Source organism: Micromonospora sp. ATLC16 (assembly GCF_057196645.1).
Window position 1 is genome coordinate 38,201 of record NZ_JBXUOW010000016.1, and the last position, 25,120, is coordinate 63,320.

21 protein-coding genes and 2 pseudogenes are annotated in these 25,120 nt (G+C 71.5%); 11 read left to right on the forward strand and 12 right to left on the reverse strand.

Translation table 11 applies throughout. The annotated features are described in order from the left end of the window. Positions 1–51 precede the first annotated feature (51 nt). Positions 52–1,854 (forward strand): RyR domain-containing protein, encoded by a 1,803-nt coding sequence (locus AC2CHE_RS09600; RefSeq protein ID WP_484504546.1) that lies wholly within the window; start codon positions 52–54, stop codon positions 1,852–1,854. Beyond that, the gene (locus tag AC2CHE_RS09605; RefSeq protein WP_484504547.1) at positions 1,844–2,350 is read left to right on the forward strand and encodes a hypothetical protein; all 507 of its coding nucleotides are present in this window, start codon (positions 1,844–1,846) and stop codon (positions 2,348–2,350) included. The genes AC2CHE_RS09600 and AC2CHE_RS09605 overlap by 11 nt, the downstream gene beginning before the upstream one ends. On the opposite strand, the gene AC2CHE_RS09610 is transcribed toward AC2CHE_RS09605, so the two are convergent. Continuing rightward, on the reverse strand, positions 2,310–4,967 hold the full coding sequence (locus AC2CHE_RS09610) for an alpha-amylase family glycosyl hydrolase (RefSeq protein WP_484504548.1): 2,658 nt from the start codon (positions 4,965–4,967) through the stop codon (positions 2,310–2,312). The two genes, AC2CHE_RS09605 and AC2CHE_RS09610, sit on opposite strands and share 41 nt — an antisense overlap. 15 nt (positions 4,968–4,982) lie before the next feature. After that, complete coding sequence (locus AC2CHE_RS09615) at positions 4,983–5,408, reverse strand: hypothetical protein (protein ID WP_093405676.1); 426 nt, start codon at positions 5,406–5,408, stop codon at positions 4,983–4,985. 244 nt (positions 5,409–5,652) lie between these two features. On the opposite strand from AC2CHE_RS09615, the gene AC2CHE_RS09620 reads away from it, so the two are divergent. Both AC2CHE_RS09620 and AC2CHE_RS09625 read left to right on the forward strand, forming a co-directional pair. Then, positions 5,653–6,768, forward strand: coding sequence for a WD40/YVTN/BNR-like repeat-containing protein (locus AC2CHE_RS09620; RefSeq protein WP_484504549.1), 1,116 nt, complete (start codon positions 5,653–5,655; stop codon positions 6,766–6,768). Beyond that, positions 6,765–7,067 carry a MoaD/ThiS family protein gene (locus AC2CHE_RS09625; protein ID WP_093405671.1) on the forward strand — a complete coding sequence of 101 codons (303 nt, stop codon included), beginning with the start codon at positions 6,765–6,767 and terminating at the stop codon, positions 7,065–7,067. Before AC2CHE_RS09620 ends, AC2CHE_RS09625 begins: the two co-directional genes overlap by 4 nt. Before the next feature lie 6 nt (positions 7,068–7,073). Here AC2CHE_RS09625 and AC2CHE_RS09630 read toward each other — a convergent pair whose 3' ends face one another. Genes AC2CHE_RS09630 through AC2CHE_RS09645 form a run of 4 tightly spaced genes read right to left on the reverse strand, consistent with a single transcriptional unit; the run spans position 7,074 to position 10,402 of the window. Then, complete coding sequence (locus AC2CHE_RS09630) at positions 7,074–7,700, reverse strand: response regulator transcription factor (RefSeq protein ID WP_484504550.1); 627 nt, start codon at positions 7,698–7,700, stop codon at positions 7,074–7,076. After that, positions 7,697–8,887: a sensor histidine kinase gene (locus tag AC2CHE_RS09635; protein ID WP_484504551.1), complete on the reverse strand. Its 1,191-nt coding sequence runs from the start codon at positions 8,885–8,887 to the stop codon at positions 7,697–7,699. Before AC2CHE_RS09635 ends, AC2CHE_RS09630 begins: the two co-directional genes overlap by 4 nt. Before the next feature lie 4 nt (positions 8,888–8,891). Beyond that, positions 8,892–9,347 carry an ABA4-like family protein gene (locus AC2CHE_RS09640; protein ID WP_484504552.1) on the reverse strand — a complete coding sequence of 152 codons (456 nt, stop codon included), beginning with the start codon at positions 9,345–9,347 and terminating at the stop codon, positions 8,892–8,894. Further along, complete coding sequence (locus AC2CHE_RS09645) at positions 9,344–10,402, reverse strand: hypothetical protein (RefSeq protein WP_484504553.1); 1,059 nt, start codon at positions 10,400–10,402, stop codon at positions 9,344–9,346. Before AC2CHE_RS09645 ends, AC2CHE_RS09640 begins: the two co-directional genes overlap by 4 nt. A gap of 468 nt (positions 10,403–10,870) precedes the next feature. Between AC2CHE_RS09645 and AC2CHE_RS09650 the strand changes: the two genes are divergently transcribed. Next, complete coding sequence (locus AC2CHE_RS09650) at positions 10,871–11,980, forward strand: cellulose binding domain-containing protein (RefSeq protein WP_484504554.1); 1,110 nt, start codon at positions 10,871–10,873, stop codon at positions 11,978–11,980. Between the two features lie 184 nt (positions 11,981–12,164). Here AC2CHE_RS09650 and AC2CHE_RS09655 read toward each other — a convergent pair whose 3' ends face one another. Next, positions 12,165–12,782 carry a CG0192-related protein gene (locus AC2CHE_RS09655; RefSeq protein ID WP_484504555.1) on the reverse strand — a complete coding sequence of 206 codons (618 nt, stop codon included), beginning with the start codon at positions 12,780–12,782 and terminating at the stop codon, positions 12,165–12,167. A 178-nt stretch (positions 12,783–12,960) separates the two neighbouring features. On the opposite strand from AC2CHE_RS09655, the gene manD reads away from it, so the two are divergent. Beyond that, the gene (manD, locus tag AC2CHE_RS09660; RefSeq protein WP_484504556.1) at positions 12,961–14,190 is read left to right on the forward strand and encodes a D-mannonate dehydratase ManD; all 1,230 of its coding nucleotides are present in this window, start codon (positions 12,961–12,963) and stop codon (positions 14,188–14,190) included. 128 nt (positions 14,191–14,318) lie between these two features. After that, positions 14,319–16,148, forward strand: coding sequence for an AMP-dependent synthetase/ligase (locus tag AC2CHE_RS09665; RefSeq protein ID WP_484504557.1), 1,830 nt, complete (start codon positions 14,319–14,321; stop codon positions 16,146–16,148). A gap of 373 nt (positions 16,149–16,521) precedes the next feature. Here the strand turns inward: AC2CHE_RS09665 and AC2CHE_RS09670 are convergent, their stop codons facing one another. Next, a complete protein-coding gene (locus tag AC2CHE_RS09670) occupies positions 16,522–18,096 on the reverse strand; it encodes a glutamate synthase-related protein (protein ID WP_484504558.1) in 1,575 nt (524 codons plus the stop codon). A gap of 148 nt (positions 18,097–18,244) precedes the next feature. Here AC2CHE_RS09670 and AC2CHE_RS09675 point away from each other — a divergent pair. The 3 genes and pseudogenes from AC2CHE_RS09675 to AC2CHE_RS09685 form a co-directional block, all read left to right on the forward strand. Beyond that, positions 18,245–18,688 (forward strand): annotated as a pseudogene (locus AC2CHE_RS09675) (lytic polysaccharide monooxygenase); the annotation flags it as partial. A 325-nt stretch (positions 18,689–19,013) separates the two neighbouring features. Continuing rightward, positions 19,014–19,739 (forward strand): annotated as a pseudogene (locus AC2CHE_RS09680) (membrane protein); the annotation flags it as partial. Positions 19,740–20,297: 558 nt separating this feature from the next. Next, positions 20,298–21,677: an MFS transporter gene (locus AC2CHE_RS09685; protein WP_484504559.1), complete on the forward strand. Its 1,380-nt coding sequence runs from the start codon at positions 20,298–20,300 to the stop codon at positions 21,675–21,677. Here AC2CHE_RS09685 and AC2CHE_RS09690 read toward each other — a convergent pair. From AC2CHE_RS09690 to AC2CHE_RS09705, 4 genes are all read right to left on the reverse strand, one after another. Beyond that, complete coding sequence (locus AC2CHE_RS09690; protein ID WP_484504560.1) at positions 21,653–22,069, reverse strand: YchJ family protein; 417 nt, start codon at positions 22,067–22,069, stop codon at positions 21,653–21,655. The two genes, AC2CHE_RS09685 and AC2CHE_RS09690, sit on opposite strands and share 25 nt — an antisense overlap. Positions 22,070–22,240: 171 nt before the next feature. Beyond that, complete coding sequence (locus AC2CHE_RS09695; protein ID WP_484504561.1) at positions 22,241–22,522, reverse strand: hypothetical protein; 282 nt, start codon at positions 22,520–22,522, stop codon at positions 22,241–22,243. Between the two features lie 66 nt (positions 22,523–22,588). Beyond that, complete coding sequence (locus AC2CHE_RS09700; RefSeq protein ID WP_484504562.1) at positions 22,589–23,203, reverse strand: class F sortase; 615 nt, start codon at positions 23,201–23,203, stop codon at positions 22,589–22,591. Positions 23,204–23,328: 125 nt separating this feature from the next. Continuing rightward, positions 23,329–23,820 (reverse strand): hypothetical protein, encoded by a 492-nt coding sequence (locus AC2CHE_RS09705; protein ID WP_484504563.1) that lies wholly within the window; start codon positions 23,818–23,820, stop codon positions 23,329–23,331. A 595-nt stretch (positions 23,821–24,415) separates the two neighbouring features. On the opposite strand from AC2CHE_RS09705, the gene AC2CHE_RS09710 reads away from it, so the two are divergent. Then, positions 24,416–25,003 carry a hypothetical protein gene (locus tag AC2CHE_RS09710; RefSeq protein WP_484504564.1) on the forward strand — a complete coding sequence of 196 codons (588 nt, stop codon included), beginning with the start codon at positions 24,416–24,418 and terminating at the stop codon, positions 25,001–25,003. The last annotated feature ends 117 nt before the right edge of the window (positions 25,004–25,120 follow it).

Consider the following 25,120-nt stretch of genomic DNA (forward strand, 5'->3'; position numbering starts at 1 on the left):
CATGGTCGTTATCCGGTGGCTGGGGCATCGGCGGGTTCAGGCAGCCGCGCGATGACGCAGCCGGTCCCCGGTGCGGCCCGTCCCGCCGCGTGGTGGCTGCGGGTCGTCTTCGGGGTGATCGGCCTGGTCGCCTCGATGCTCGGCTACATCGGCCTGGAACGGCTGTCGCAGGTACGCCCCGAGGCCATCGGAGACCGGTACGACATCCTCTACTACGACCTGCAACTGTTCCTCCTCAGTGCCGAACTCTTCGAGCAGCCCGGTCCCTATCCGTGGCAGTTGCAGGTCGCCCGGTTCATGGCGCCGCTGTTCACCCTGCTGGCGGTGGCCGAGGCCGGTCGACTGCTGCTGGCCACGGAGATCCGGCGGCGGCGGGCCCGCCGGGCCAGTGGCCATGCCGTCGTCTGCGGCGACTCCCAGTTCGCGCACATGCTGGCCGACCGGCTGTACGCCGATGGTGACCGGGTGGTGGTCGTACGCGCCGAACCGTTCGGTCCGCTGGAGTACCGGCGACGCCGTTACCTCGGCGTCGTCGGCGATCCGACGAACGCCGAGGTGCTGCGGGGCGCCGGGCTGCCCCGGGCGCACACCGTCTACGCCTGCACCGACGACGACGACCGCAACCACGCCATCGCCAACACGGCCAACCGGCTGATCCAGGACCGACGCCACCCGCCCCGGGTGTACGTGCAGGTCCACGACCCGGAGATGTGCCTGTCGTTGCAGGCCCGGCGGCTCGGCGCCGCCGGGTCCAGCCGGCTGCGCCTGGACTACTTCCACGTCGACGACATCGCCGCCCGGGCGCTGCACTGGCACCATCCGCTGCCGTCGGCCCCCGACCGGTCGACCACGGTCCTGATCGTCGGTGGCGGCAGCTTTCGCCGGGCGCTGCTGGTGGAGACCGCCCGGCACTGGCGGGCGCGCCAGGCCGACCAGAGCGGTTCCGGCCGTCGGCTGCGGGTGGCCCTCGTGGCACCGGACGCCCGGGCCGAACTGGCCCTGGCCACCTCCCGTTACCCGTTCCTCAGCGAGGTCTGCCGGTTGGTCGGGTACGACCGGGACATCGCCGGACTTGTCGGCCTGGAACACTTCGCCGCCGAGGGCTACGACCGCATCTACCTGTGCGCCCCCGACGAGATCAGCGGCCTGCGTCTCGCGCTGGACACCCCCGCGCTCTGGCGCGGGGCGCGCAGCATCGTCTTCGTGCCGGTCTACCGACAGGCCGCGCTCGCCGCCGCCTTCCACGGCGACGTCCGCCACGACCTGCTCGACGAGGTGCACGGCAAACTGCGGCTGTACCCGGTGCTCACGCACGCCTGCGACGCCCGGCTGATCGCCGAGGACCTCACCGAACGACTCGCCCAGCAGATTCATCTGCGGTACCTGCACGCCCAGCAGCGGGCCGGCGTCCGACTCGGTGAAGCGCCCGCCATGGTGCCCTGGTCCCGGCTGCCGGAGTCGTTGCGCCGCGCCAACCGCAGCCATGTCCAGGACATCGCGGCCAAGCTGCTGGACCTGGGTTGCGTCGTGGTGCCCCGACACGGCGGCGCCGGTGACGCCTCCGCGGCTGGACGGGCCATCGACGACCGGGTCGAACAGCTGGCCCGGCTCGAACACGAGCGGTGGTGCCGGGAACGGCGCTCCGAGGGCTGGACGTACGGCGAGCCGCGTGACGACGTCCGCCGCCGGCATCACCTGCTGCGGCCGTGGGACGAGTTGCCGCCGGCGGCGAAGGAGCAGAACCGGGAGGAGATCCGGACGTTGCCCGACGTGTTGTCCGACAGCGGTTTCGAGTTGATCCGGTTGGGCCCCACCGTGCCCGTCCAACGGGGAGGGTCGGCCGATGCCGCCTGAACGGGAACCGGTCCACGTCGGGGTCACCGGCCACATCAATCTGACCCCGGCCACCGAGCGGCTGGTCGCCGAGGCGATCCGCGTCGAACTGCGCCGGATCAGCGACCGGCCGGTGCACGGTGTCACCTGTCTGGCGGCCGGCACCGACCAGATCTTCGCCCGCGCGGTGCTGGACGGCGGTGGCACGTACGAGGTGGTCCTGCCGGCCCCCGACTACCGGGACACCATCGCCCCGGCGGCCCGGGGCGGCTTCGATGAGCTGTTGGGCCGAGCCACCCGGGTCCTGCACACCGGCCACCGCACCTCCGGCACCGCCGCCTACGTGGCCGCGAACCGGGAGTTGCTGCTGCGGGTGCAGCGGCTGGTGGCGGTCTGGGACGGCGAACCGGGCTGCCACGACGCGTCGACCGACCGGACCGTCGGCTGGGCCCGCGAGCGGGGCATCCCCACCACCGTCATCTGGCCCACCGACGCGCGGCGATCCCCGGCGGGTTGACCCCGGTGTCCGGGTCGTGTCCCGCGGCCACCGAGAGCCAGAAGACGCCGTGACCGGCGACGCCCAGGTCGTACCCGCCCGAATTCGGCACGCCGGGAAACTCGGCGCCGCCGGTCAACTCCCGGGGCCGGCAACCGACGTGCGAGGCCAGGCTCAGCGTGGTGGTCTGCGGGTAGCGGGAGAAGTTGAACAGGCAGAGCACCTCGTCGTCGGGCTCACCGCGTAGGAACGCCAGCACCGCCGGGTTGGTGGAGCGGACGATCCGGCAACCCGGGCGGGAGAACGCCGGGCAGGCGTGCCGGGTCTCGATGAGTTTCTCGACCACGTGCAGCAGCGACGAGCGCGAGCGGAGCTGGTTCTCCACGTTCACCGCCATGTAGCCGTAGATCGACTCATGGATCGGGGGCGCCGGCAGGTTCTCCGGCTGAGCCACCGAGAAGCCGCCGTTGCGGTCCGGTGCCCACTGCATCGGGGTGTTGAACGCCAGGTGGCCCGGCAACGCCAGGTTCTCACCCATGCCGATCTCGTCGCCGTAGTACAGCACCGGCACGCCGGGCATCGACAGCAGCAGGGCGAAAGCGAGCTCCAACTGCCCCCGGTCGTCGTTGAGCAGGGTCGCCGTGCGCCGCCGGATGCCGGTCGCACCGCGCATCCGGGCCAGCGGCGCGTACGCGTGCAGCAGGTCGTCGCGTTCCCGCTCGTGCAGCAGGCCCAGCGACATCTCATCGCCGTTGCGCAGAAACACCGCCCAGTGCCGGTCGGGCGGTTGGTCGCCCATCTGCGCCAGCACCCGGGACACCGGCCGGTGCGCCTCCCGTCGCATCGCCAGCAGCAGGCTCGGCATCAGCGAGGCGTACATCACCAGGTGGCACTCGGGGTGCTCGGCGGTGCCGAAGTAGGCGCCCGCCCCCTCCGGCCAGTCCTCACTCCAGGCGATCAGGATCCGGTCCGGGTACGCCGAGTCCAACCAGGACCGCAGCTGGCGCAGGTAACCGTGGGTCTCGTCGAGCCCCTTGCTGGAGGTGCCGCTGCGCTCGAACAGGTACGGGACGGTGAGCAGGCGCAGCCCGTCGACGCCCTGGCGGAGCCAGAACGCCATCACGTCGCGCATCGCCGCGCGTACCTCGGGCGCGTCGTAGTTCAGGTCCGGCTCGGACCGGCTGTAGCGGTGCCAGTAGTACTGGCGGCGTTGGCTGTCGTAGGTCCACCCCGCGCCGTGGCTGCCGAGCGGGTCGTCGGCCTCGGCGTAGCCCTCGCCGCTGTCGCTCCACACGTAGAAGTCGCCGTACGGGCCGGACGGGTCGTTGCGCGACGCCTGGAACCACGGGTGCTGATCGCTGGTGTGGTTGAGCACCAGGTCCAGCACCACCCGCAACCCCTGCCGGTGGGCGAGGCTGAGCAGTTCCAGCAGGTGCGACGGTGCGCCGAGGCCCTCGTCGATCGCTTCGAAGTCGGCGGCCGCCCGACCGTCGCCCAGCGCCGGGGCCGCCATGATCGGGTTGAGCAGCAGGCAGTCGACGCCGAGGCGGCGCAGATAGTCCAGCTTCTCGGTGACACCCCGCAGGTCGCCGTGTCCGTCTCCGTCGGAGTCGTAGAAGAACCGGACGTTGACCTCGTAGAAGGTGCTGCCGGCCGCCCAGCCCGGCTCGCCCGCCGGCTCCGGCGGCCCGGGATCCTCCGCCACCTCGGCCCGGGTGACCCGCAGCCGTCCCGACAGGGCCTGGCGGGCGCGCTCGGCCACCCGTTCCGCCGGATCCCGTTCCAGGGTCTCCAGCGTCTCGAAGACGGCGACCAGCTGGTCTCGGCTGCGCTGGTGGCCGTACGCCCAGTTGCTCAGCTCGTCCACCGCCAGCACCCGGGCCGCCGCGAGCCGGCTGCGGGTGAGCGCCAGCAGTTCCTCCGGGATCAGCTGGGGCCGGCGGGGCGCGTTGCTGAGGATGAGATCACCGACTCCGGCGGCGCGCATCTGCGGTGTCTGCCGGCGTTCCCGGTCGATCATGCGTACGGCCGCGTACTCGAACGCCTCCCGTACGCTGATGATCCCGTTGCCGTCCCGGTCGGCCCCGCCGGTACGCAGCCCCTCCAGGAACGGACCGGAGAACGCCGACGGCAGCGCGTGCTGCTTGTGGCCGTCGCCCTCGTGGGCCAGCTCGGTGGCCCCGGCGGAGACCACGACGATGCGACTGCGGTCGCCGCGCTGTTTGAGGTCGCCGAAGGCGCCCGCGTGGCAGCAGTCGAGGATCAGCACCAGTTCGTGGGCCCGGCACTCGTCGACCCAGTGCCGGAACTCGTCGGTCGGTACGGAGGTCGGTGGCAGCCGGTCGGGGTCGGTGTCGGTCGCGGTGAGGTAGAGCCGGTGATCGTGATGCAGCCGCCCGTGGCCGGAGTAGTAGATGAGCAGGAAGTCGTGCGGCTCGGCGCTGGTCAGGAAGTCGTAGAGGGTGAGCTGGAGGCGGTACGAGTCGGCGTCCAGGAGATCGCGTACGTCGTCGAAGGCTCCGAGCGTCGGATCCCGTAGCAGTCGGGCCCAGTCCTTCAGGTCGCTGGCGGGGGAGTCGAGGGTGGGCAGCGCCTCGTTGGCGTAGCTGCCCACCCCGACCAGCAGCGCCCGCTTCACCGTGGCTCCGCCGGGTCAGTCACCGTCGACCTTCTCGGGCACGGCCGCCGTACCCTGCCGGGGTACCGACACCGACTTGATCAGCTCGGCCAGGGTCTTCTCCGACACGTCCCGTACGTCGATCTCGGTGCCGTCGGGAAGGGTCATGCGCAGTCGCTTGCCCTTGTTGCGCTCCTGATAGCGCTTGATGACCTCGGCCAGGTGCCGGATGTCCGCCGCCGCCCGCTTGACCGTCGGCACGGTGAACACGGCGAGGGCCAGTACGCCGAAGATGTAGCTCGCGGTGTCCCGGGTACCCGGGGCGGCCTCGGCGGTCAGTTCGCTCGCCTCGACACCGGGCAGCTGGTTCAGGTGTTCCTTCAGATGGCGCGCCTGCTCGGCCAGCTCCTCGTCGCTGAGCGGACCGTCCGACCCGACCTGCAAGATCAATCCATCGACCATGATCCCATCGTGGTCGCTGTCACTACGCGGTGCAAGGGCCGCGACGGCGGGATACGGGTCAGGAGCGGGAGTGACGGGCATCCGACAGAAGCCGGGGGGATCCCGCGCGGCGGCGGCGTGCTGTCCGTTTCGCTGATGCCAATTCGTCGTACCTCAGGAGTAGACCGACCAGGACTGATGCATGTCGGTGCGGCGGTCGCGCGGCGACCGCCACCTCCGACCCGACGAAGACGAGAGAATGCTCATGAGTGGTGTACGCGTACTGGTAGGGACGCGCAAGGGCGCGTTCATCCTGACCTCCGACGGCAGACGCGACAGCTGGACGGTCGACGGGCCGCACTTCGGCGGCTGGGAGATCTACCACCTCACCGGATCGCCGGCCGATCCGGACCGGCTCTACGCCTCCCAGTCCGGCGGCTGGTTCGGGCAGCTGATCCAGCGCTCCGACGACGGCGGACGGACCTGGACCACGGTCGACAACGACTTCGCCTATGCCGGCGACGTCGGCGACCACCTCTGGTACGACGGAACCCCGCGGCCCTGGGAGTTCAAGCGCATCTGGCATCTCGAACCGTCCCGCGACGATCCCGACACCCTCTACGCGGGCGCGGAGGACGCGGCGCTCTACGTGTCCAACGACGGCGGCGGCAAGTGGACGGAGCTGACCGCCCTGCGTACCCACCCGAGCGGGCCGTCGTGGCAGCCCGGCGCGGGTGGCCTGTGTCTGCACACGATCATCCTGGATCCGGTCCACCAGGGTCGGATCTACACCGCCATCTCGGCGGCCGGCGCGTTCCGCAGCGACGACGGCGGCATCAGCTGGCTGCCGATCAACAAGGGCCTGCGGTCGGGGGAGATTCCCGACCAGGACTCCGAGGTCGGCCACTGCGTGCACCACATCACCCAGCACCCGTCGCGCCCCGACACGCTGTACATGCAGAAGCACTGGGACGTGATGCGCAGCGACGACGCCGGAGCGAACTGGCGCGAGGTCAGCGGCAACCTGCCGTCGGACTTCGGCTTCCCGATCGCGGTGCACGCCCACGAGCCGGAAACCATCTACGTGGTGCCGATCAAGAGCGACTCCGAGCACTACCCGCCGGAGGGCAAGCTGCGCGTCTACCGCAGCCGCACCGGCGGCGACGAGTGGGAGCCGCTGACCGACGGGCTGCCGCAGTCCGACTGCTACGTCAACGTGCTGCGCGACGCGATGGCCGTCGACACGCTCGACCCCTGCGGCATCTACTTCGGCACCACCGGCGGCCAGGTCTACCGCTCCGCCGACGGCGGTGACAGCTGGGCGCCGATCGTCCGGGACCTGCCGCCCGTGCTCTCCGTGGAAGTCCAGGTGCTGCCGTGATCCGGGTCGTCCTCCCGGCTCACCTGAAGACCCTCGCCGGGGTGACCGGTGAGGTACGGGTCGAGGTGGCCGGCCCCGGGCCGGCCACCCAACGCCTGGTGCTCGACGCCGTCGAGGCGCGGTACCCGATGCTGCTCGGCACCATCCGCGACCGGCACAGCGGTAAGCGTCGCGCCTTCGTCCGCTTCTACGCCTGCGAGGAGGACCTCTCCAACTGCTCACCCGACACGCCCCTGCCCGAGCGGGTCGTCGCCGGGCAGGAGCCGTTCATCGTCCTCGGCGCGATGGCCGGCGGCTGACCCGGCTCACAGGCCACGGGCGAACAGCGCCAGGCGTACCCGGTTGGGGCTGCCCGTCTTGGTCATCAGGCTGGTGATGTGGGATTTGACCGTGGTGACGCCGACGTGCAGCCGCTCGGCGATCTCGCCGTTGGACAGGCCGTCGGCGACCAGGTCCAGCACCTGCTGCTCCCGAACGGTCAGCCCGGTGACCGGCGACGGCGTCCCGGTGCGGGCGTGCACCGCGCGCTGTACCAACCGGCGCAGCACCTCCTGGCTGAACGGGCTGTCGCCCGTCGCGGCCCGGCGCACGCCGTCCAGCAGCTCGGTCGGCGGTGCGTCCTTGAGCAGGAAGCCGCAGGCGCCGGCCGTCAACGCCGGATAGAGGTGGTCGTCGTCGCCGAACGTGGTCAGCACCAGGACGCGGGCACCGGGACGGTCGGCGATGATCCGGCTGGTGGCGGAGATCCCGTCGACGCCGGGCATGCGCAGGTCCATCACCACCACGTCGGGCACCAGCCGGGCGGCCAGGGCGATCGCGTCGCGGCCGTTGTCGGCCTCGCCGACGACCTCGATGTCGGGCTGGGCTTCGCAGAGCATGCGCAGCCCGGCGCGGATGAGGTGCTGGTCGTCGACCAGCAGTACCCGGATCACGCGGGCTCCGTCGCGCGTGGGCCGGCGCGGGTCCCGTCCAGCACGGTGGCCACCCGCCACCCCGTGCCGGTCGGGCCGGCCGTCAACTGTCCACCGAGGACCTCGACCCGTTCGCGCATACCGGTGATGCCGTGCCCGCCGCCGACCGGCACGGTGGCCGGCACCGAGCCGCGACCGTCGTCGACCACCTCCCAGTGGACGGCTCCGTCGACCACGCTGACCGAGAGCCGCGCCACCGCAGCGGTACCGGCGTGCTTGGCCACGTTTGTCAACGCCTCCTGGCTGAGCCGAAGCACCGCGAGGCCGCGTACCGCGTCGAGGGTGCCGACCGCCGGGTCGATGTCGGCGACCACTGTGACACCGGCCTGGCGGGCCCGGTCCACCGCGGCGCCGAGCGCGGCCGGCAGCGCCGACGGTTCGATCGCGGTCAGCGCGGCGTCGCCGCGTACGCCGTCGGGGTCGCGCAGCACCGCGACCAGCCGGCGCAGGTCGGCCAGGGCTGCCGTGCCGGTGCCGTGGACGTCGTCGAAGACCTCGCCGACCCGTGGATCCAGGTCGGTCAGCACGTGCCGGGCCACCCCGACACGCAGCACCATCGACGCCACGTAGTGCGCCACCACGTCGTGCAGTTCCCGGGCGATGGCGCTGCGCTCGTCAGCACGCGCGGCACGGCTCTCCGACTCTCGTCGCCGCTGCTCCTCCTCGGCCCGCTGCCGCGACTGCTGTCCGAGTTCCCGGGTGGTCCGGATGACCAGCCCGAGCAGCAGCGGAACGCCGACCTCCGCCAGCAGCCCGAACACACCGGAGAGCAGACGCGGCAGCGGATCGCCGATCGAGTCGGTCAGGTCGACCACGGCCAGCAGACCCGCCGCCAGCCAGATGGTCCGCCCCCGGCGGGCGGCCATGGTCAGTTCGAGCAGCGCCCAACTGGCACCCACCTGGTTGATCATGAAATCGTCGACCAGCCAGATCGCGACCGCCAGCAGCGTGGTCTGCGTCAGCATGCCGGCCAGCGGCCGGTGGTGCAGCGACAGCCCGACCGTGAAGGCGAGCGCCGCGAGCACCCACTGGGTGCTGGTCGGTGCGGACAGGGTGCCGAAGAACAGGTAGCCCAGGCCGGAGAGGATGAGCAGCACCATCCGTACCAGGCTGTCGCGCGCGTCGAACAGCCGTCCCACCCAGGCCACGGCCTCAGCCTAGGCGGTGCTCGTCGGGGCCGGCAGCGGCCGTCGGGTCAGCCCATCTGGTGCGTACGACCAGATAGGCGGCCAGGCCGATCGGACCGAGCAGGATCGTCAGCAGCAGCACCGGTGCCATCACCAGAGGTGGAACTGCCCGTTTCCGGCTGTCGAGCCAGGCCCAGCGGCCTACGAAGAGGTCGAAGGCGATCATGTGTGCCCAGGCCGCCGCCGCGCCGTCGGCAGTGCCCAGCAACTCCCGTACCCCGTCGAGGGTGGGATCGATCACCGCCGGCAGGACCTCCGCGAACGCCGGGACCACCAGGATCGCGTAGATCGCCACGACCGGCACCACGATCAGCGGTGATCGGATGATCCGGTGGGTCACCGTCCAGTTCGGCAGCAGGATCATCAGCGCCCAGAAGGGTGCCGCCACCGCGAAGGTCAAGGAGAACAACGTGGCGCTCACGCGGTCACCCCCACCCGTGGGTCACCCTCGGTCCGGTCGCCGGGTCGTCCCGTTGGCCGCGCCCTCTCCGGATCCACTGATCGCTGCTCATCCGGAGCCGACGGTTGCTGTCCACCCGGAGCCGCCCGGTGTTCGGCTCCGGTCGCCGGAGCCCGGCGGCGGGCCAGCACCCCGCCGGCAGCGGCGACGGTGGCGACCGCCAGCCCCGCGACGGCGGCCAGGGTGAGCGTGTCCGGCCGTAGCAGCGGCTGCCCGCGCAGCGCCTGCCAGGTCAGCAGTACGGTCGCCGCACCATAGCCGACGCCCACGACGAGCAGCAGCCGTGCCCGGGTTCGCTCGTCCAGCCGGCCACCGGTGAACCGGCTCAGCAGCAGCGCCAGGATCGGCAACACCTGCATCCCGTGCAGCCCCACGAAGTGCCCGATCCGCAGGTCCCCGCCGGTGGTACTCCATCCGACCAACGGCAGCCCCGGCCCCCCGTCGGGCACGCCCACGCTGTGTGCCCCGGCGATGCCCTCGATCATGGGAGCCTGAGCCGGCAGGGTCATCGGCACCGCGACCAGCATGCCGAGCGCCGCCAGGCCGAGCCCCAGACCGATCGCGTACCGGCCGGCCCGGCCGGCGACCGGCTGCCGCAGCACCGCGACACCGATGACGACGTGGGCGACGAAGAGCACCATGATGGCCGCGCCCATCAGTTGCCACAGCACCGCGTTCAACGGGGTGGTCTCGTTGTAGTGGCTGGTGGTGCCGCGGATCACCTGCCCGACGATGACGCACATCTCCACCACACCCATGGCGACCACCACGGTGACCGCCCACTCCGCGACCCGGCTACGACGACGCAGCAGGGAGAGCAGCCAGGCCAGGGTGCCGCCGTACAGGACGAAGGACACCGCGAACTTGAACGGCTTGAGCCAGGCCGGCGCACCGGTCAGGACCCGCTGGTCGACCACGATGCCGACCGCGCAGACGACGGCCAGCACCGCCATCGCCGAGACGAAGACCATCAGGGGGCGGTGCCGGTACGCCCGCCGCGACAGGTTGTCAGTCATGTCTGTAGATGCTGGATCGAACGATTGCCCGCCGCGCCCGACCAGGAGCCTCAGCCGCGGCCGCTGGGTGGACCTCCACATCCTCCCTGGGTCGGAGTCCAGCGGCGGGCATCAGGTCACAGGCTTTCTCGACCGAGCAGCCAACTATCGGCGTCTGTCACTGCATAGTGTGGAAGGAGCTGGTCGAATCTTGTCTGTGTATGGGTTTTGCGGCTAGCCTGCGGAGGGGAGTTCGGGCGGCCCCGAGTGGATGGATTGGCTGCGCTCGGGTGCGACGCATCGCGGCGCGTAGATCGGCTCGTCCCGGCCGGCGGGACGGTGTGGCCTCCGCCGTGAGCGCATCCAGGGCACCGTCAGTGGATGGATCGTGGGCACGACCGTCCTCCGCTGCCACCGTCACCACGCATGAAGCGCCAACGGCCGTGGCGACTCGACCGACCGCAACGGATCAGATCGGGGAATGTGCCCATGCTACGAAGATTGAATGTGTCGGCGCTCTTCGCGGCTTTCGCCGCCGTCGTGGCCACCACGGCGATCGCCGCCGGTCCGACCAACGCCGCAGCTGACGCCCCAGTACGGGTGATGCCGCTCGGCGACTCGATCACCGACGGGTTCAATGTGCCCGGCGGGTACCGGATCGACCTCTGGCAGAAGCTCGTGGCCGACGGCTACCAGGTCGACTTCGTCGGCTCCATGTCCAACGGCCCGAGCAGCCTGGGTGATCGCAACCACGAGGGTCACTCGGGGTGGACGATCGCGCAGATCGACGCCAACGTGGTCAATTGGCTGCGGGCTACCACACCCCGCACGGTGCTGCTGCACATCGGGACCAACGACATGTTCGGCAACTCGTCCGGCGCGTCGTCCCGGCTGTCCACGCTCATCGACAAGATCACCGCCACCGCGCCGGCAGCGGATGTGTTCGTCGCCACCATTGTGCCGTTGTCCGGAGCGGACAGTCAGGTGCGCGCTTTCAACGCGGCAATACCCGGCATCGTGCAGAGCAAGGTCGACGCCGGGCGTCGCGTGCACCTGGTCGACATGTACAACGCTTTGACGATGGCGGACCTGGCGGACGGTGTACATCCCAACGCTCGTGGCTACAGCAAGATGGCCGCCGTCTGGTACGACGCCCTGCGGTCGGTCCCGGGTGCGATCGGCGGTGACACTCCACCGCCGACGACCGCGCCGCCGACGACACCGCCGCCCACCACTGCGCCGCCAACGACACCGCCGCCCACCACTCCGCCGCCGACCACTCCACCCCCGACGACTCCGTCGCCGGGACCGGGCTGCACCGCGTCGGTGTCGCTGAATCAGTGGAACGGTGGTTTCGTGGCCACGGTCCGGGTGACCTCGGGCGGAACGTCGATCAATGGTTGGACGGTGACCATGGCACTGCCGTCCGGCGCTACCGTCACCAACGCCTGGAACACCGACCGCAGCGGCAACACGGGAACGGTCCGGTTCGCCAATGTCAGCTACAACGGCTCGGTGGCCGCTGGTCAGTCGACTGAGTTCGGTTTCCAGGGCACCGGGTCAGGGACGGGCATGGAACCGGCGTGCTCCGCCGCATAGCGCGAGGCTCCTGCCGGAGGCGGTCCGATTCGTAACCGGCGGTAGTCTGCCGCAGTGGTGTTCCACCCCGATCAGATGAGATGGCCACGCACGGCGGCCTCCCGGGGGAGCAGCGAGCCGGTCTGCCTGAAGCCCAACTGGTATCGGGTCGGCGGGGGGCCGGCCGCGCGGCGCACGTGGTGGCTCAGCGGGGCGCGGCGTACGCCAGCGGGGCCTGTACGCCGTCCCAGGTGCCGGTCAACGTGGCACCGGCTGGGGCGGCGGTGGATCCGGGGCGGCGGATCACCCCCAGCTCGACGGTGTCGGTGACGACGAGCGTCGGGTCGCCGTCGACCACCCGGAGCAGCGCGCCGACCGGAGGCACGACGACGGCGGGAACGTCGCTGGTGATGGCCATGCTGGGCGGGCGTACCTCGCGCCGGCCGTCAACCTCGAAGTATTCCTCGGCCTGTCCGGCGCCGGCCAGGATGGCGCCGGCGAGAGCGGCCGCGTAAACCGGGTCGCCGACCGCGTCGTAGACCCAGCGCCGACCCAGCACCGAGTGCTCGGTGGTGCCCACCAGCCACTCGTCGGCGCCGTCCAGCGGCGACCCACGGTAGGTCAACGGCACCTGGTGCACCGGCCCGTCGCCGCCGGCGACCAGGAGCGTCTCGATGCCCACCTGCCCGGCCGGGTCGTCGAACCGGTACCCGGCCACCCGCGCCACGTCGACGCCGCCCTCGTACCAGTCGCGGGTCGGCAGCCAGGCCGCCAACAGCTCCAGCTTCGTGGGACGGATGTCCGCTCGGTGCAACAACGCCATGTGCCGCATCGTACGCACCACCGGAACCGGCCTCAGCGGGTTCCCGGCCGCGGATGGCGGCGCGGCGGCGTTGTGGCCTAGCATCTCGGGCCAGTACAACGTCGAGCTCAACGCGGGTTCCCCCGACTCGCCGCCGGTGCCGCCGCCGGGTTAACGGCCCGCGGGAAAGGCACCCCTCGTGAAGATCGTGGCCGCAGACGTCATCGTCGCCAGCCCGGACCGCAACTTCGTCACCCTGAAGATCACCACCGAGGACGGTCTCACCGGCCTGGGTGACGGCACGCTGAACGGACGCGAACTCTCCGTCGCCTCGTACCTGCGCGACCACGTGGTGCCGCTGCTGCTCGGGCGCGACGCGCACCGCATCGAGGACGCCTGGCAGTTCCTGTACCGCTCGGCGTACTGGCGGCGCGGGCCGGTCACCATGGCGGCCATCGCGGCGGTCGACGTCGCGCTCTGGGACATCAAGGCCAAGGCGGCGGGGATGCCGCTCTACCAGCTGCTCGGCGGCGCGTCCCGGACCGGCATCATGGCGTACGGGCACGCCTCCGGGCGGGACCTGCCGGAGCTGTTCGACTCCATCCGGTCGCACCTCGACCTCGGCTTCCGGTCGATCCGGGTGCAGACCTCCGTGCCCGGCATCAACGCCGTGTACGGGGTGGCCACCCAGCCCAGCGCCGACGGCACGCGGTACGACTACGAGCCGGCGCAACGCACCCCGTTGCCGGCCGAGGAGGACTGGGACACTCGGGCGTACCTGCGCCACCTGCCCGGCGTCTTCGAGGCCGTCCGCAACGAGTTCGGGCCCGAGCTGCCGTTGCTGCACGACGGGCACCACCGGATGACCCCGATCCAGGCCGCGAAGCTGGGCAAGGCCCTCGAACCGTACGACCTGTTCTGGCTGGAGGACTGCACCCCGGCGGAGAACCAGGAGGCGCTGCGGCTGGTCCGGCAGCACACCACCACGCCCCTGGCGATCGGCGAGGTGTTCAACACCGTCTGGGACTACCAGACCCTGATCCGGGAACAGTTGATCGACTACGTGCGCTCCGCGGTCACCCACACCGGCGGCATCACCGCGATGCGTAAGCTGCTCGACTTCGCCGCGCAGTACCAGATCAAGTCCGGCATCCACGGGCCGACCGACATCTCGCCGGTCGGCATGGCCGCCGCGCTCCACCTCGACCTGGCCATCCACAACTTCGGCATCCAGGAGTACATGCGGCACGGCGCGCTCACCAACGAGGTGTTCCGCCAGTCGTTCACCTTCACCGATGGCTACCTGCACCCGGGTGAGCAGCCGGGGCTCGGCGTCGAACTGGACGAGGAGGCCGCCGACCGGTTTCCGTACCAACCGGCGTACCTGCCGTTCAACCGGCTCCAGGACGGCACCGTCCACGACTGGTGACCGGCGGAGCTAGCACGTCGGCGGGCCTGGGGGTCGCGTTCTCGGGTTTTCGGTGCACGCCCTGGGAGCGCGGTCCACCATCTGTTCCGATGGCCTTGGCCGGGTGACGCGACGGCAGGTGGACAGGCGTGCGGGAGACAGCGGTCGAGCCGATCGTCAGCGGCGAGGACACCACTCTGGCGGAGCAGGTGTGGCGCAACGCGGCCGAGGATCCGGACGCGGTGCAGTTCGTCCGGCCCGCCCCGGACCCGAGGTCGTGGCCGGTGCGGCGGTCGGGGCGCGGCGGCGCTCTGCCGGTGACCTGTCGGCAGTTCCGGGACGACGTGGCGGCGGTGGCCCGCGGTTTCCTCGCCGCCGGGATCGCCCACGGCGACCGGGTCGGGTTGCTCAGCCGCACCCGGTACGAGTGGACGCTCGTCGACTACGCGCTCTGGTCGATCGGCGCGGTGACCGTGCCGATCTACGACACCTCCAGCGCCGAACAGATCCGCTGGATGCTCGGCGACTCCGGTGCGGTCGGCTGCGTGCTGGAGACCGCCGACCACGCCTTCGCCGTGGCCGATCTACGACCGGAACTGCCCGAGTTGCGGCAGACCTGGCGCATCGACGCCGGTGAACTGATCGAGCTGGTGGCGCGGGGCCGCGCCGTCGACGCCGCCGAGGTGGATGCCCGCCGAGCCGCCGTCACCGGCGACGACCTCGCCACCATCGTGTACACCAGCGGGACCACCGGCCCGCCGAAGGGCTGTGTGCTGGCTCACCGCAATCTCTCCGCCGACATCGGCAACGCCACGGCCGTGCTGCCCGAACTGCTGCATCCGGGTGCGACGACGGTGCTGTTCCTGCCGTTGGCGCACGCCTTCGCCCGGCTGATCCAGATCGGCATGGTGCACAACCGCGCCACCATGGTGCACAGTGCCGACGTCTCCGGGGTGCTTGACCAGCTACGCCGGTTCCGGCCCACCTTCATCCTGGCCGTGCCCCGGATGTTCGAGAAGATGCGCGACCAGGCCCGGCACACCGCCGAGGACGCGCACCGGGGCTGGCTCTTCGGCCTCGCCGAGCGGGTGGCCGTGCGGTACAGCCGCGCGCTGGACACCCCGGGCGGGCCTGGAAGGCTGCTCCGCCTGGCGCACCTGGTGTTCGACCTCGCCGCGTACCGCCGGTTGCGCGCCGCACTCGGCGGGCGGTGCCGGATGGCCATCGTGGGCGGCGCGCCGCTGGGGGCGCGGCTGGGTCACTTCCTCCGGGGCGCGGGCATCACGGTGCTGGAGGGGTACGGGTTGACCGAGACCTCCCCGGCGCTGACCGCGAACCTGCCGACGGCGATGCGGATCGGCACGGTCGGACGACCGCTGCCGGGGGTACGGATCCGCATCGCCGACGACGGCGAGGTCCACGCCCGGGGCGAGGTGGTGTTCGGCGGCTACTGGAACGACCCGGAGGCCACCCGGGCGGCATTGACCGACGACGGCTGGCTGCGCACCGGCGACCTGGGCACGATCGACGACGACGGTTTCCTGCGGATCACCGGACGGACGAAGGACATCATGGTCACGGCCGCCGGCAAGAACCTCGCGCCCGCGCCGATCGAGGAGCGGATCCGGTCGCATCCGCTGATCAGTCAGGTGATGCTGGTCGCCGACGGCCGCCCCTACGTCGCCGCCCTGGTGACGGTGGACCCGCGGGCGTGGAGGCGCTGGCGGGAGCAGCACGGGCACCCGGGAGCGTCGGTGTCCGCGCTGCGGGACGATCCGGAGCTACGCGGCGAGGTCCAGGTGGCGATCGACCGGGCCAACCGTAGTGTCTCCCGGGCCGAGCAGGTCAAGACCTTCCGGATCCTGCACCGGGATCTCACCGAGGTGGACGGGGAACTCACCCCCACTCTCAAGATCAAGCGGGAGGCGGTGCAGGATCACTTCGGCGACGAGGTCGCCGCCCTCTACCAGGGTCACTAGGGCGGGCCACCCAGCCGGTGCTGATCAGGAACAGCGCGGCGATGTAGGTCGCCATCACCAGCACGCCGTGTCCGGCCGCGGCCAGTTCCCGTTCACCGGGCAGGTGTCGTCGGTGCGGTAGGTGCCGCTGACGACGGCATCGCGCAGCCGTCCGAAGACCAGGTCGGCGACGGAGGCTCGGGTGACGGAGACGAATGCCAGGCCCGCAGTGTGGCCGAGGGCACATCAACCCGCCCGGCTGGGCTACCGGGGGCCGGCAACGTCTGTCGGGTCCCGACGTCCGGCGGCCCGAACGCGGGGGGGGCGGTCTCGGCCGACCCGCGCGCACCCGGCTCACGGCACCACTGCCCACGGCCGGTGTGGCCGCCGGGCGTCAACGCTGGGCGGTCGGCGAGGGGGGAGCGCTGCCGCCCTGGGGCCCCTCGACGGACATCAGCTCCACCACTGCCTTGCGATCGGCCGCCGACGGCAGGCCCCAGCCCGGTCGGTACCCGTACACCTCGCGCAGCGCAGTGGCGCTGGTCCGCCCGCCGAGTATCTCCACGGTGTCCGTGTCGATCAGTCCTGGATGCTCCACCCCGCACGCCTCGGCGACCTTCATCAGGTCCCGCCGCAGCGTCTTGATGTAGTGCGCCGCCCGGACCGACTTCGATGCCGGGTCCAGCCCTCGGGTCAGCCAGGCGTTCTGCGTCGCCACGCCGGTGGGGCAGGTGTCGGTGTGGCACTTCTGCGCCTGGATGCAGCCGATCGCCAGCATCGCCTCCCGGCCCACGGCCACCATGTCGCAGCCGAGCGCGAATGCGACCACCGCGTTGTCGGGCAGACCGAGCTTGCCGGAGCCGATGAAGACGACCTGCTCGTGCAGGTCACGTTCGGCGAAAATGGGGTAGATCCGGGCGAAGCCCTGCTGGAACGGCAGCGACACGGAATCGGTGAAGATCAGCGGGGCGGCGCCGGTGCCGCCCTCGCCGCCGTCGATGGTGACGAAGTCGATGCCTCGGCCGGTGTCGCGCATCAGGTCGGTCAGCTCGGTCCAGAAATCGAGGTCACCCACGGCCGACTTGATGCCGACCGGCAGGCCGGTCTCGGCCGCCAGGAGTTCCACCCAGTCGAGCAGACTGTCGCAGTCGGAGAACTCCGCGTGCCGCGACGGGCTGACGCAGTCCCGTCCGATCGGGATGCCCCGGGTCGCGGCGATCTCCGCCGACACCTTCGCCGCCGGAAGCAGACCGCCCAGGCTGGGCTTGGCGCCCTGGCTGAGCTTGATCTCCAGGGCGCGCACCGGTGCGTCGGCGACCGCGTCCTTGAGTCGGGCCAGGTCGAATCGGCCCCGGTCATCCCGGCAGCCGAAGTACGCGGTACCCAGTTGCAGGATCAGCTCGCCGCCGTGGCGGTGGTACGGGGACAACCCGCCCTCGCCGGTGTTGTGCAGGCAGCCGGCGAGGGCCGCGCCCCGGTTCAACGCCTCGACGGCGGGGCCGGACAGGGAGCCGAAGCTCATCCCGGAGATGGTCACCACTGATTCGGGGCGGAAGGCGTGGGTGCGTCGCCGCGCGCCTCCGAGCACCTTCGCCGACGGCAGCCGCACCTCGTGCCCGGTGGCCGGCGTCGATGGCGGTACCGCTCGACCGAAGGTGCGGTGCTTGATGACCGGATACCCCGGGGTGTACTCCATGTCGTTGTCGGTGCCGAACCCGAAATAGTTGTTCTGCCGCTTCGCGGATGCGTACACCCAGCGGCGCTGGTCCCGGGTGAACGGACGTTCCTCGTTGTTGCCGGCCACGATGTACTGCCGTAGTTCGGGTCCGAGCGATTCGAGCAGGTAGCGGGCCCGACCCAGCAACGGGAAGTTGCGCCTCAGCGCGTGCTCGCGTTGCAGCAGGTCCCGGGCGGCAAGCGCGGCGAGGGCGGTGACGGCGGCGGGTACGGCGTGGCGGGCCCATCTCATCCCGCCACACTTTCCGCCGTCGCCCCCGGTCAAACGTCCTGACCGCGCAGCTCAGCACCGGGTCCGACGGCCTTCTCGGCCCCGGTAGGGGTCACCGAGCCCGGCTGAGCGCGTCGAGCACGGTGGCCATGTCCGGTCGCCCTGCGCGACGAGAAGGCGGTTGACGGCACCCGGGGCAAACTGGATGAGCGCACTGCGGGACGGTCTGGGCGGTAACTTCCAGGGCCGCACCCCCGACGGGCAGCTGTGCAGCAACGGGCTTTCCAGGAACAACAGCCTGAACCAGCCCGGCGCGTGGCGCACGACCAACGTGAGCCGCAACTTCACGGTCCAGCTCTACGACCAGGCCAGCCACGGCGCCGACTTCTTCCGCGTCTACGTCAGCAAGCAGGGGTTCGACCCCACCACCCAGCGGCTCGGCTGGGGCAACCTCGACTTCATCACGCAGACCGGCAGGTACGCGCCCGCGCAGAACATCTCGTTCAACGTCTCGACCTCCGGCTACACCGGCCGCCACATCGTCTTCGTCATCTGGCAGGCATCACACCTCGACCAGGCGTACATGTGGTGCAGTGACGTCAACTTCGTCTGATCGACCAGCTCCATCGCTCCGGCCCAGGGCTGCCGTCCTGGGCCGGAGCGGCTCGTCGAGGTGGCCGTGGCGCTGCGGCGGGCCGGCGCGGGCCGGGCTCACTGCGTGCGGTCGGCCCGAGCGCGGGCGATGCCGGCACCGCTGTCATCCAGCTGTGGATACCAGCCCGCTGATCGCCGCGGCCTCGAAGCAGTACGCGCACGGGGTCGCGGTCGCCTCGCTGGCCCAACTGCGCCCGTAGGTCGTCTGCGTCACTGGTTTCTCCGCAGGGGCAGGCGGGTAGGTCGGGCCCGACGAATTGCCTGCCCCTGTGGAGGACCATTCAATGCGAGACGACTTCGGTGACGCGGTGGGGGACACCCTCCGCTCGATACTTCTCTTCCTGCCCAAGGCGCTCGCCTTCGTGGCCATCCTGGTTGTCGGCTGGCTGCTGGCCAAGGCCGCGCTGAAGCTGGTGAACCGGCTGCTCGAACGGGTCGGCTTCGACCGCGCGGTCGAGCGCGGCGGCATCCGTCGGGCCCTGGCCCGATCCCGCTACGACGCCAGTGACATCGTCGCCCGGCTGGCGTACTACGGGATCCTGCTGCTCACCCTCTACCTGGCCTTCGGGGTCTGGGGGCCGAACCCGATCTCCGACCTGATCGGTGGGGTCATCGCCTGGCTGCCCCGTGCCTTCGTGGCGATCGTCATCGTGGTCGTCGCCGCCGCCATCGCCAGCGCGGTGAAGGACATCATCTCCAGCGCGCTCGGCGGGTTGTCCTACGGTCGGCTGTTGGCCACCGTCGCCTCGGCGTTCATTCTCGGCCTCGGCATCATCGCCGCGCTCAACCAGATCGGTGTCGCCACCGCGGTGACCACGCCCGTGCTGATCGCGGTACTGGCCACCATCGGCGGTATTCTCGTGGTCGGGGTCGGCGGAGGTCTGATTCGTCCGATGCAGAGCCGGTGGGAGTCCTGGCTCGACCGGGCCGAGCGGGAGTCACGGACCATCACCGAGCACGCCCGGGCTTACTCCGCCAGCCGCCGCGACACGGCCGAAAATCTCGGCGACCCCGCACCGACCACCGGCGCCCCGGACGCCGCCCCCCACACCTCCCACCCGGTGACCGGTGAGGTGGCTGACCCCGCCGCGCCGTCGGCCGCCGGCTCGCCCTCCGGCGACGACTCGGAGGCGACCCAGGTCGTCGCCGGCCCCGCCGACGATCCCGACGCGACCACGCCGCTGCCACGCCAGAGCGCCGCCCCGACGCGGCCAGCGCCGGATTCCTCGACGCCGCCGGAGAACGACCCGGACGCCACCCAGGTGGTTGGCCCGAACCCGCCGCAGGTGCCGGCACCGCGCGACTCCGCCGACAGCGACTCGACCATCGTGCTGCCGCAGACCGACGAGCAGCGTTGACCGACGAGCAGCGTTGACCGCCGAGTGGGGCGGGACCGGCACCGGTCCCGGCCCCCCCCGGCGCGGCGCCCGCAACACCTGTGCGCGGGCGCCGAGTGGGGCGTTAGCATCAGCGCCATGACCTGGCGACATTGATCCGTCATCCGGGGCCGTGGGCCGCCCGGACGCCGTGAGGCCGGCGTCCGTTACCGTCCCACCCGAAGGGCCTCGATGACCTCGACCTCGCCGCGTGCCCGCCGCCTGGCCGGCACGCTCTACGCGTACGCGTTCCTCACCGACCTGGTGCTGCTCTACCCGGTGTACGCGCTGCTTTTCGCCGACACCGGCCTGTCGGTCGGGCAGATCTCCTCGCTGTTCGTCATCTGGTCGCTGGCCGGCATCGCGCTGGAGGTGCCGTCCGGTGCCTGGGCCGACGCGACCTCGCGGCGGCGAATGCTCTGCCTCGCGCCGCTGTGCACCGCCGCCGGCTTCGGCCTGTGGACCGTCGCTCCGTCCTACCCGGCGTTCGCCGCCGGGTTCGTCCTGTGGGGGGCGGGCGGCGCGCTCGCCTCCGGCGCGACGGAGGCCCTGGTCTTCGACGAACTCGACCGACTCGGTGCCGCCGACCGGTACGCCCGCGTCATCGGCCGGGCGCGCACCGCCGGCACCGTCGGGGTGCTGGGGTCGATCGCCCTGGCCGGCCCGGTGCTCGGGTTCGGCGGCTACCCGGCGGTCGGCGCGGCCAGCATCGCAACCTGCCTGCTCGCCGCGGCCGTCGCGATCCGCTTCCCCGACGACCGCCGCGCCGCCGGCCCGGACCTCGACCGGTCCGGCGACGGCACCTGCCTGCCGGGCTGCCTCGACGCCGATCACACCGTGCCTGCCGTGGGTAGGGCGGCGCCAACCGTGGTCGGCTGCGGAAACACCGCGACGGCGAGACCCGATCCGGACGAGGACGAGCTCGGCTGGTGGCAGGGGCTGCGCGCGGGAGTCGCCGAGGCCCGTGGTCACCGGGCGGTGCGCCGGGCGGTGCTGCTCGTCGCCGGAGTCGGTGCCGTCTGGGGCGCGCTGGACGAGTACACGCCGCTGCTGGCCCGCGACACCGGAGTCGCGTTGACCACCGTGCCGCTGCTGCTCCTGGTCGTCACGGTCGGGCAGATCGTCGGCGGTCTGCTCGCCCCGGTCGGTCAGCGGTTCGGCAGCCGTGGCTACGCGCTGCTGCTGGCCGGCTCGGCGCTGGCCCTGGCCGGGGGCGCGTTGTCGGGTCGTCCGGCCGGGTTCGGGCTGGTGGCAGTGGCGTTCTGCGGTCTGCAACTGGCCTCGGTGCTGGCCGACGCGCGGCTACAGGCCCGCATCACCGGGCCGGGCCGGGCCACCGTCACCTCGCTCGCCGGCATGGGCACCGACCTGACGATCATCGTGGTGTACGCCGGGTACGGTCTGGTCGCCACCGTGGCCGGTAACCCGGTGGCGTTCGCGGTCGCCGCCGTGCCGTACCTGTTGATCGCGGCGGCACTGGCTACCCGGCCGACCGGCGATCGGAGCCCGCTCGCGCCGGTCGGGGTGCCCCCGCGCGGTGACCAGCTTCAGCCGAGGTCGTCGTCCAGGTAGACCCAGCGGCCGTCCTCGCGGACGAAGCGGCTGCGTTCGGTCACCGTGCCCGGCTCGCGTCCCTCCCGGTAGTGGGCGCGGAACTGCACGGTGCCGGTGCTGTCGAACAGGCCGCCGCCGGCGGTGTCGAGCACCTCCAGCCGGGTCCAGCGCTGGGCGGGGTCGAGGTGCAGCCGTGGCGGCCGGGTACGGGAGTGCCAGCTGCGCAGCAGGTAGTCCGGGTCGCCAACGGCGAAGGCCGCGTACCGGGACCGCATCAGCGCCTCGGCGGTGGGCGCGTCGACCTCGCCCCGGTGCAGCCGTCCGCAGCAGTCCGGGTACGGCAGGCCCTGCCCGCACGGGCACGTCCCGGTCACCTCGCCGCCGGCCGGTCGTCTGTCTCGCGTGGCCACGTCGCCATCCTTCCGGTCGCGGCGTCGGCCACCGCCACCGGGGGCGCGTCGCCGCGAAGGCCGACCGGCCGCGCCGACAGTCAGGAAGCTTGCGCCACGGCTACGATGCCGGCGGCCGGGACTTCGCGTCGCTCGGGCCCTGAGCGCCCGAGGTTCTCGCTGGCGTGCCGGTCAACGCGATCCGGTTCGGGCACCCCGACGATTGCCGAACGACTCCATCGTGGTGGCCCGCTTCGCCGGTGCCGGGCTGGCGGAGCGGGACCGGGACGCGGCGGCCTGGGAGGCCGAGGTCTTCCTGGTCGGTGCCCGCTTCGTACCCGTGGCCTTGCCGGCCGGTGCGGTCGCGCCGGATGACCTCGCCGCCGTGGCCGCTTTCTTCGCCGCCACCTTCCGCGGCGGTGGGCCGCCCTTGTCCGCGCCGGTCCGCTTGCTGGCCCGTGCTGCCTGCGCCATCGTCGCTCCTCGCGAATCTGCCGTGGGCGACGGGTCTTCCCGGCGTCCCGAGGGTCAGACGCGGATTCACGCTGCCCTGGTGGCGAACACGATGACATTGTCGACGTACTCGCCGGTGTCCCGGTCGAACCGACCGCCGCAGGTGATCAGTCGGAGGCCGGCCGCGTCGCCCGGGCCGTAGACCAGGTCGGTGGGGAACCGGTCCTTCGGATACGCCTGGATGTCGTGCACGGCGAAGCGCACCAGCCGGGCGTCGTTCCGGACGATCTCGATGGTGTCCCCGGGACGCAGCCGTCCCAGGTGGAAGAAGACGGCCGGCCCGTCGGGGGCGTCCACGTGACCCACCAGCACCGCGTTGCCGGTCTCTCCCGGACTGACCCCGAGCCGGTACCAGCCCGCCACAGCTGGGCGGTCCAGCGGCGGCACCTCCAGCGCCCCGGCGGCATCGGCGGCGACGGACAGCAACGGCGCGCGAACGTCGATGGCGGGGATGCGTACCTCGACGGGGACGGCCCGGGGCAGTGGCGGCAGGTGCGGTACCGGCACCGTCTGGTGCGGAGCGGCGGTACCGTCCGGTTGCGGTGGTCGCACCGGCAGGCGCGTCGCACCCGCGCCGACCAGCGCGATGCCGCCCACCGCGAGCGCCGCGACCAGGAGACGGCCCAACTGGTACGCCCGCACGGGAACCTCCGTTCGCCGGTGCCCGCGAGGGGCGCGGTAACCGCGTCTGCCGTGCCACCTCGGGTGCCCGTACCGTCGAGCACGGTACGGGCACCCGTCGCTGGATGGGATGGGTGAGTCGTGGGTCAGTGTGTCGCGGCGCTGACGGCGTGCCGCCGTCGCCGGGCCAGGATGACGCCACCGCCGAACGCGGTGGCCAGCAGGGTGGCGCCGGTGGCCATCGTCCCGACGCCGTCGTCGCCGTCACGGCCCCCTGCCTCGGCACCGCCGATCGGGGTGACCGTGAAGGTCGCGCTGCCGTCGCCCGCACCGTCGCCGCAGGTGGCGGCCACCGTGTAGGTGCCGAGGGTGAAGCCGGCGGTGAACAGCTCCGCGCTCAACCCGCCACCGGCAGCTGCCGTGGTGGAGCGTACGTTCTGGTCGCGGTCCGGCCCGGTGACGCGGAAGATCGCGTCACCTGACTTCGGGTTGCAGCCCGTCGCGGTCAGTACGACGGTTCCACCGACCGGCGTGGTGGACGGCGACACAATCGTGTCGGCCAGCGCGGTGCCGGGCAGCAGCAGTGCGCCGAGAGCGACCCCGCCTGCCGCCGGTACGAGAAATTTTGTTGCCTTCATTCGCGTCTTCCCTCACTTTTCGTCCGCTGACTGCGTGGGACGTCGTTCGGGTGGCCAACTCCGTGACTAGCACCGGTGTGCCCAACACTAGGTGGCCTTGAGACTCGATCCGGTGAAAATGAGAAATCCTCGTTGCCGTCCCGTGTTCCCCCGGACGCCGGAGGCGTCGTGGAAGGGGCGGGTCTGCCTTGTCCGGCTGCGGGCCACATCCTCGTGGTGGGCGGGCACCGCCCGGATGTGTCGGGTGTCTGGTTCTGGGGGGTTGGCTGTGTGGTGACCGTGGTGACGTGTGGGTGTGGTGTCGGTTTCTGACGGTGCCGGGGGCGGGCTGACGGCGGAATGGGTGGCGGGGTGGGGGCGTTGTAGACGGGTGAACGACCAAGGAAGACCGCCCGTCACGGCGGGTGCGGGCCCCCGGGAATGATGGTGGGCCGGCGGTCGTTGGACATGGTCCCGGCGATGCGAAGCGGCCCTTCGGGCCCCGCACACCGGAGGACTTACCCCCTTGTTTGAGCGCCCTTTGGTGCTTGCGTGCGCCTGGCCGGTCCCCCTTTTCGGTGTTGGGCGTGCGTCGACCCCCGGATGGAGCTTTGTCATGAACACGATGCTGCGGAAGAGTGTGCTGGGTATCGCGGGTGTGGCGTTCACCGGTGGCCTGTTCGCCGGTCCGGTGGCCGCGCACGCCGACACCACGCCGGTGAAGAGCAGCCCGGTGGCGGTGGTGCAGGCTGACAAGCCGGACACCAGCAAGCTGCTGCCGCACGGCACCCCCGCCAACCAGTCGCACGTCGACCTGAACGACGAGCAGGTCGGCAACGTGAAGGCGATCATTGCGGCGACGAAGAAGGCCGGCATGGACGAACGCGCCGCGGTGGTGTCGATCGCCACCGCCCTGCAGGAGTCGAAGCTGGAGAACCTGGGCCACCTCGGTGACCGCAACGACCACGACTCGCAGGGCCTGTTCCAGCAGCGCCCGACGAGCGGGTGGGGCACGGTGGAGCAGATCACCGACCCCGAGTACGCCACCCTGGCCTTCCTCAAGAGCCTCAAGCAGGTCGACGGCTGGCAGGACATGCCCCTGACCGAAGCCGCGCAGACGGTGCAGGTGTCGGCCTACCCCGACCACTACGCCCAGTGGGAACAGCAGGCCGCCGACCTCGTCACCGAGCACTGGACCAGCTGACCACCACCCGACAACCGACGACATTCCTCCACAGGGGGAGCAGAAACCGCTGGCCGGCACCCGACACCCGGGTGCCGGCCAGCGGACTTTCGTCGTCCGGCGGGTCGGGAGCGGCCC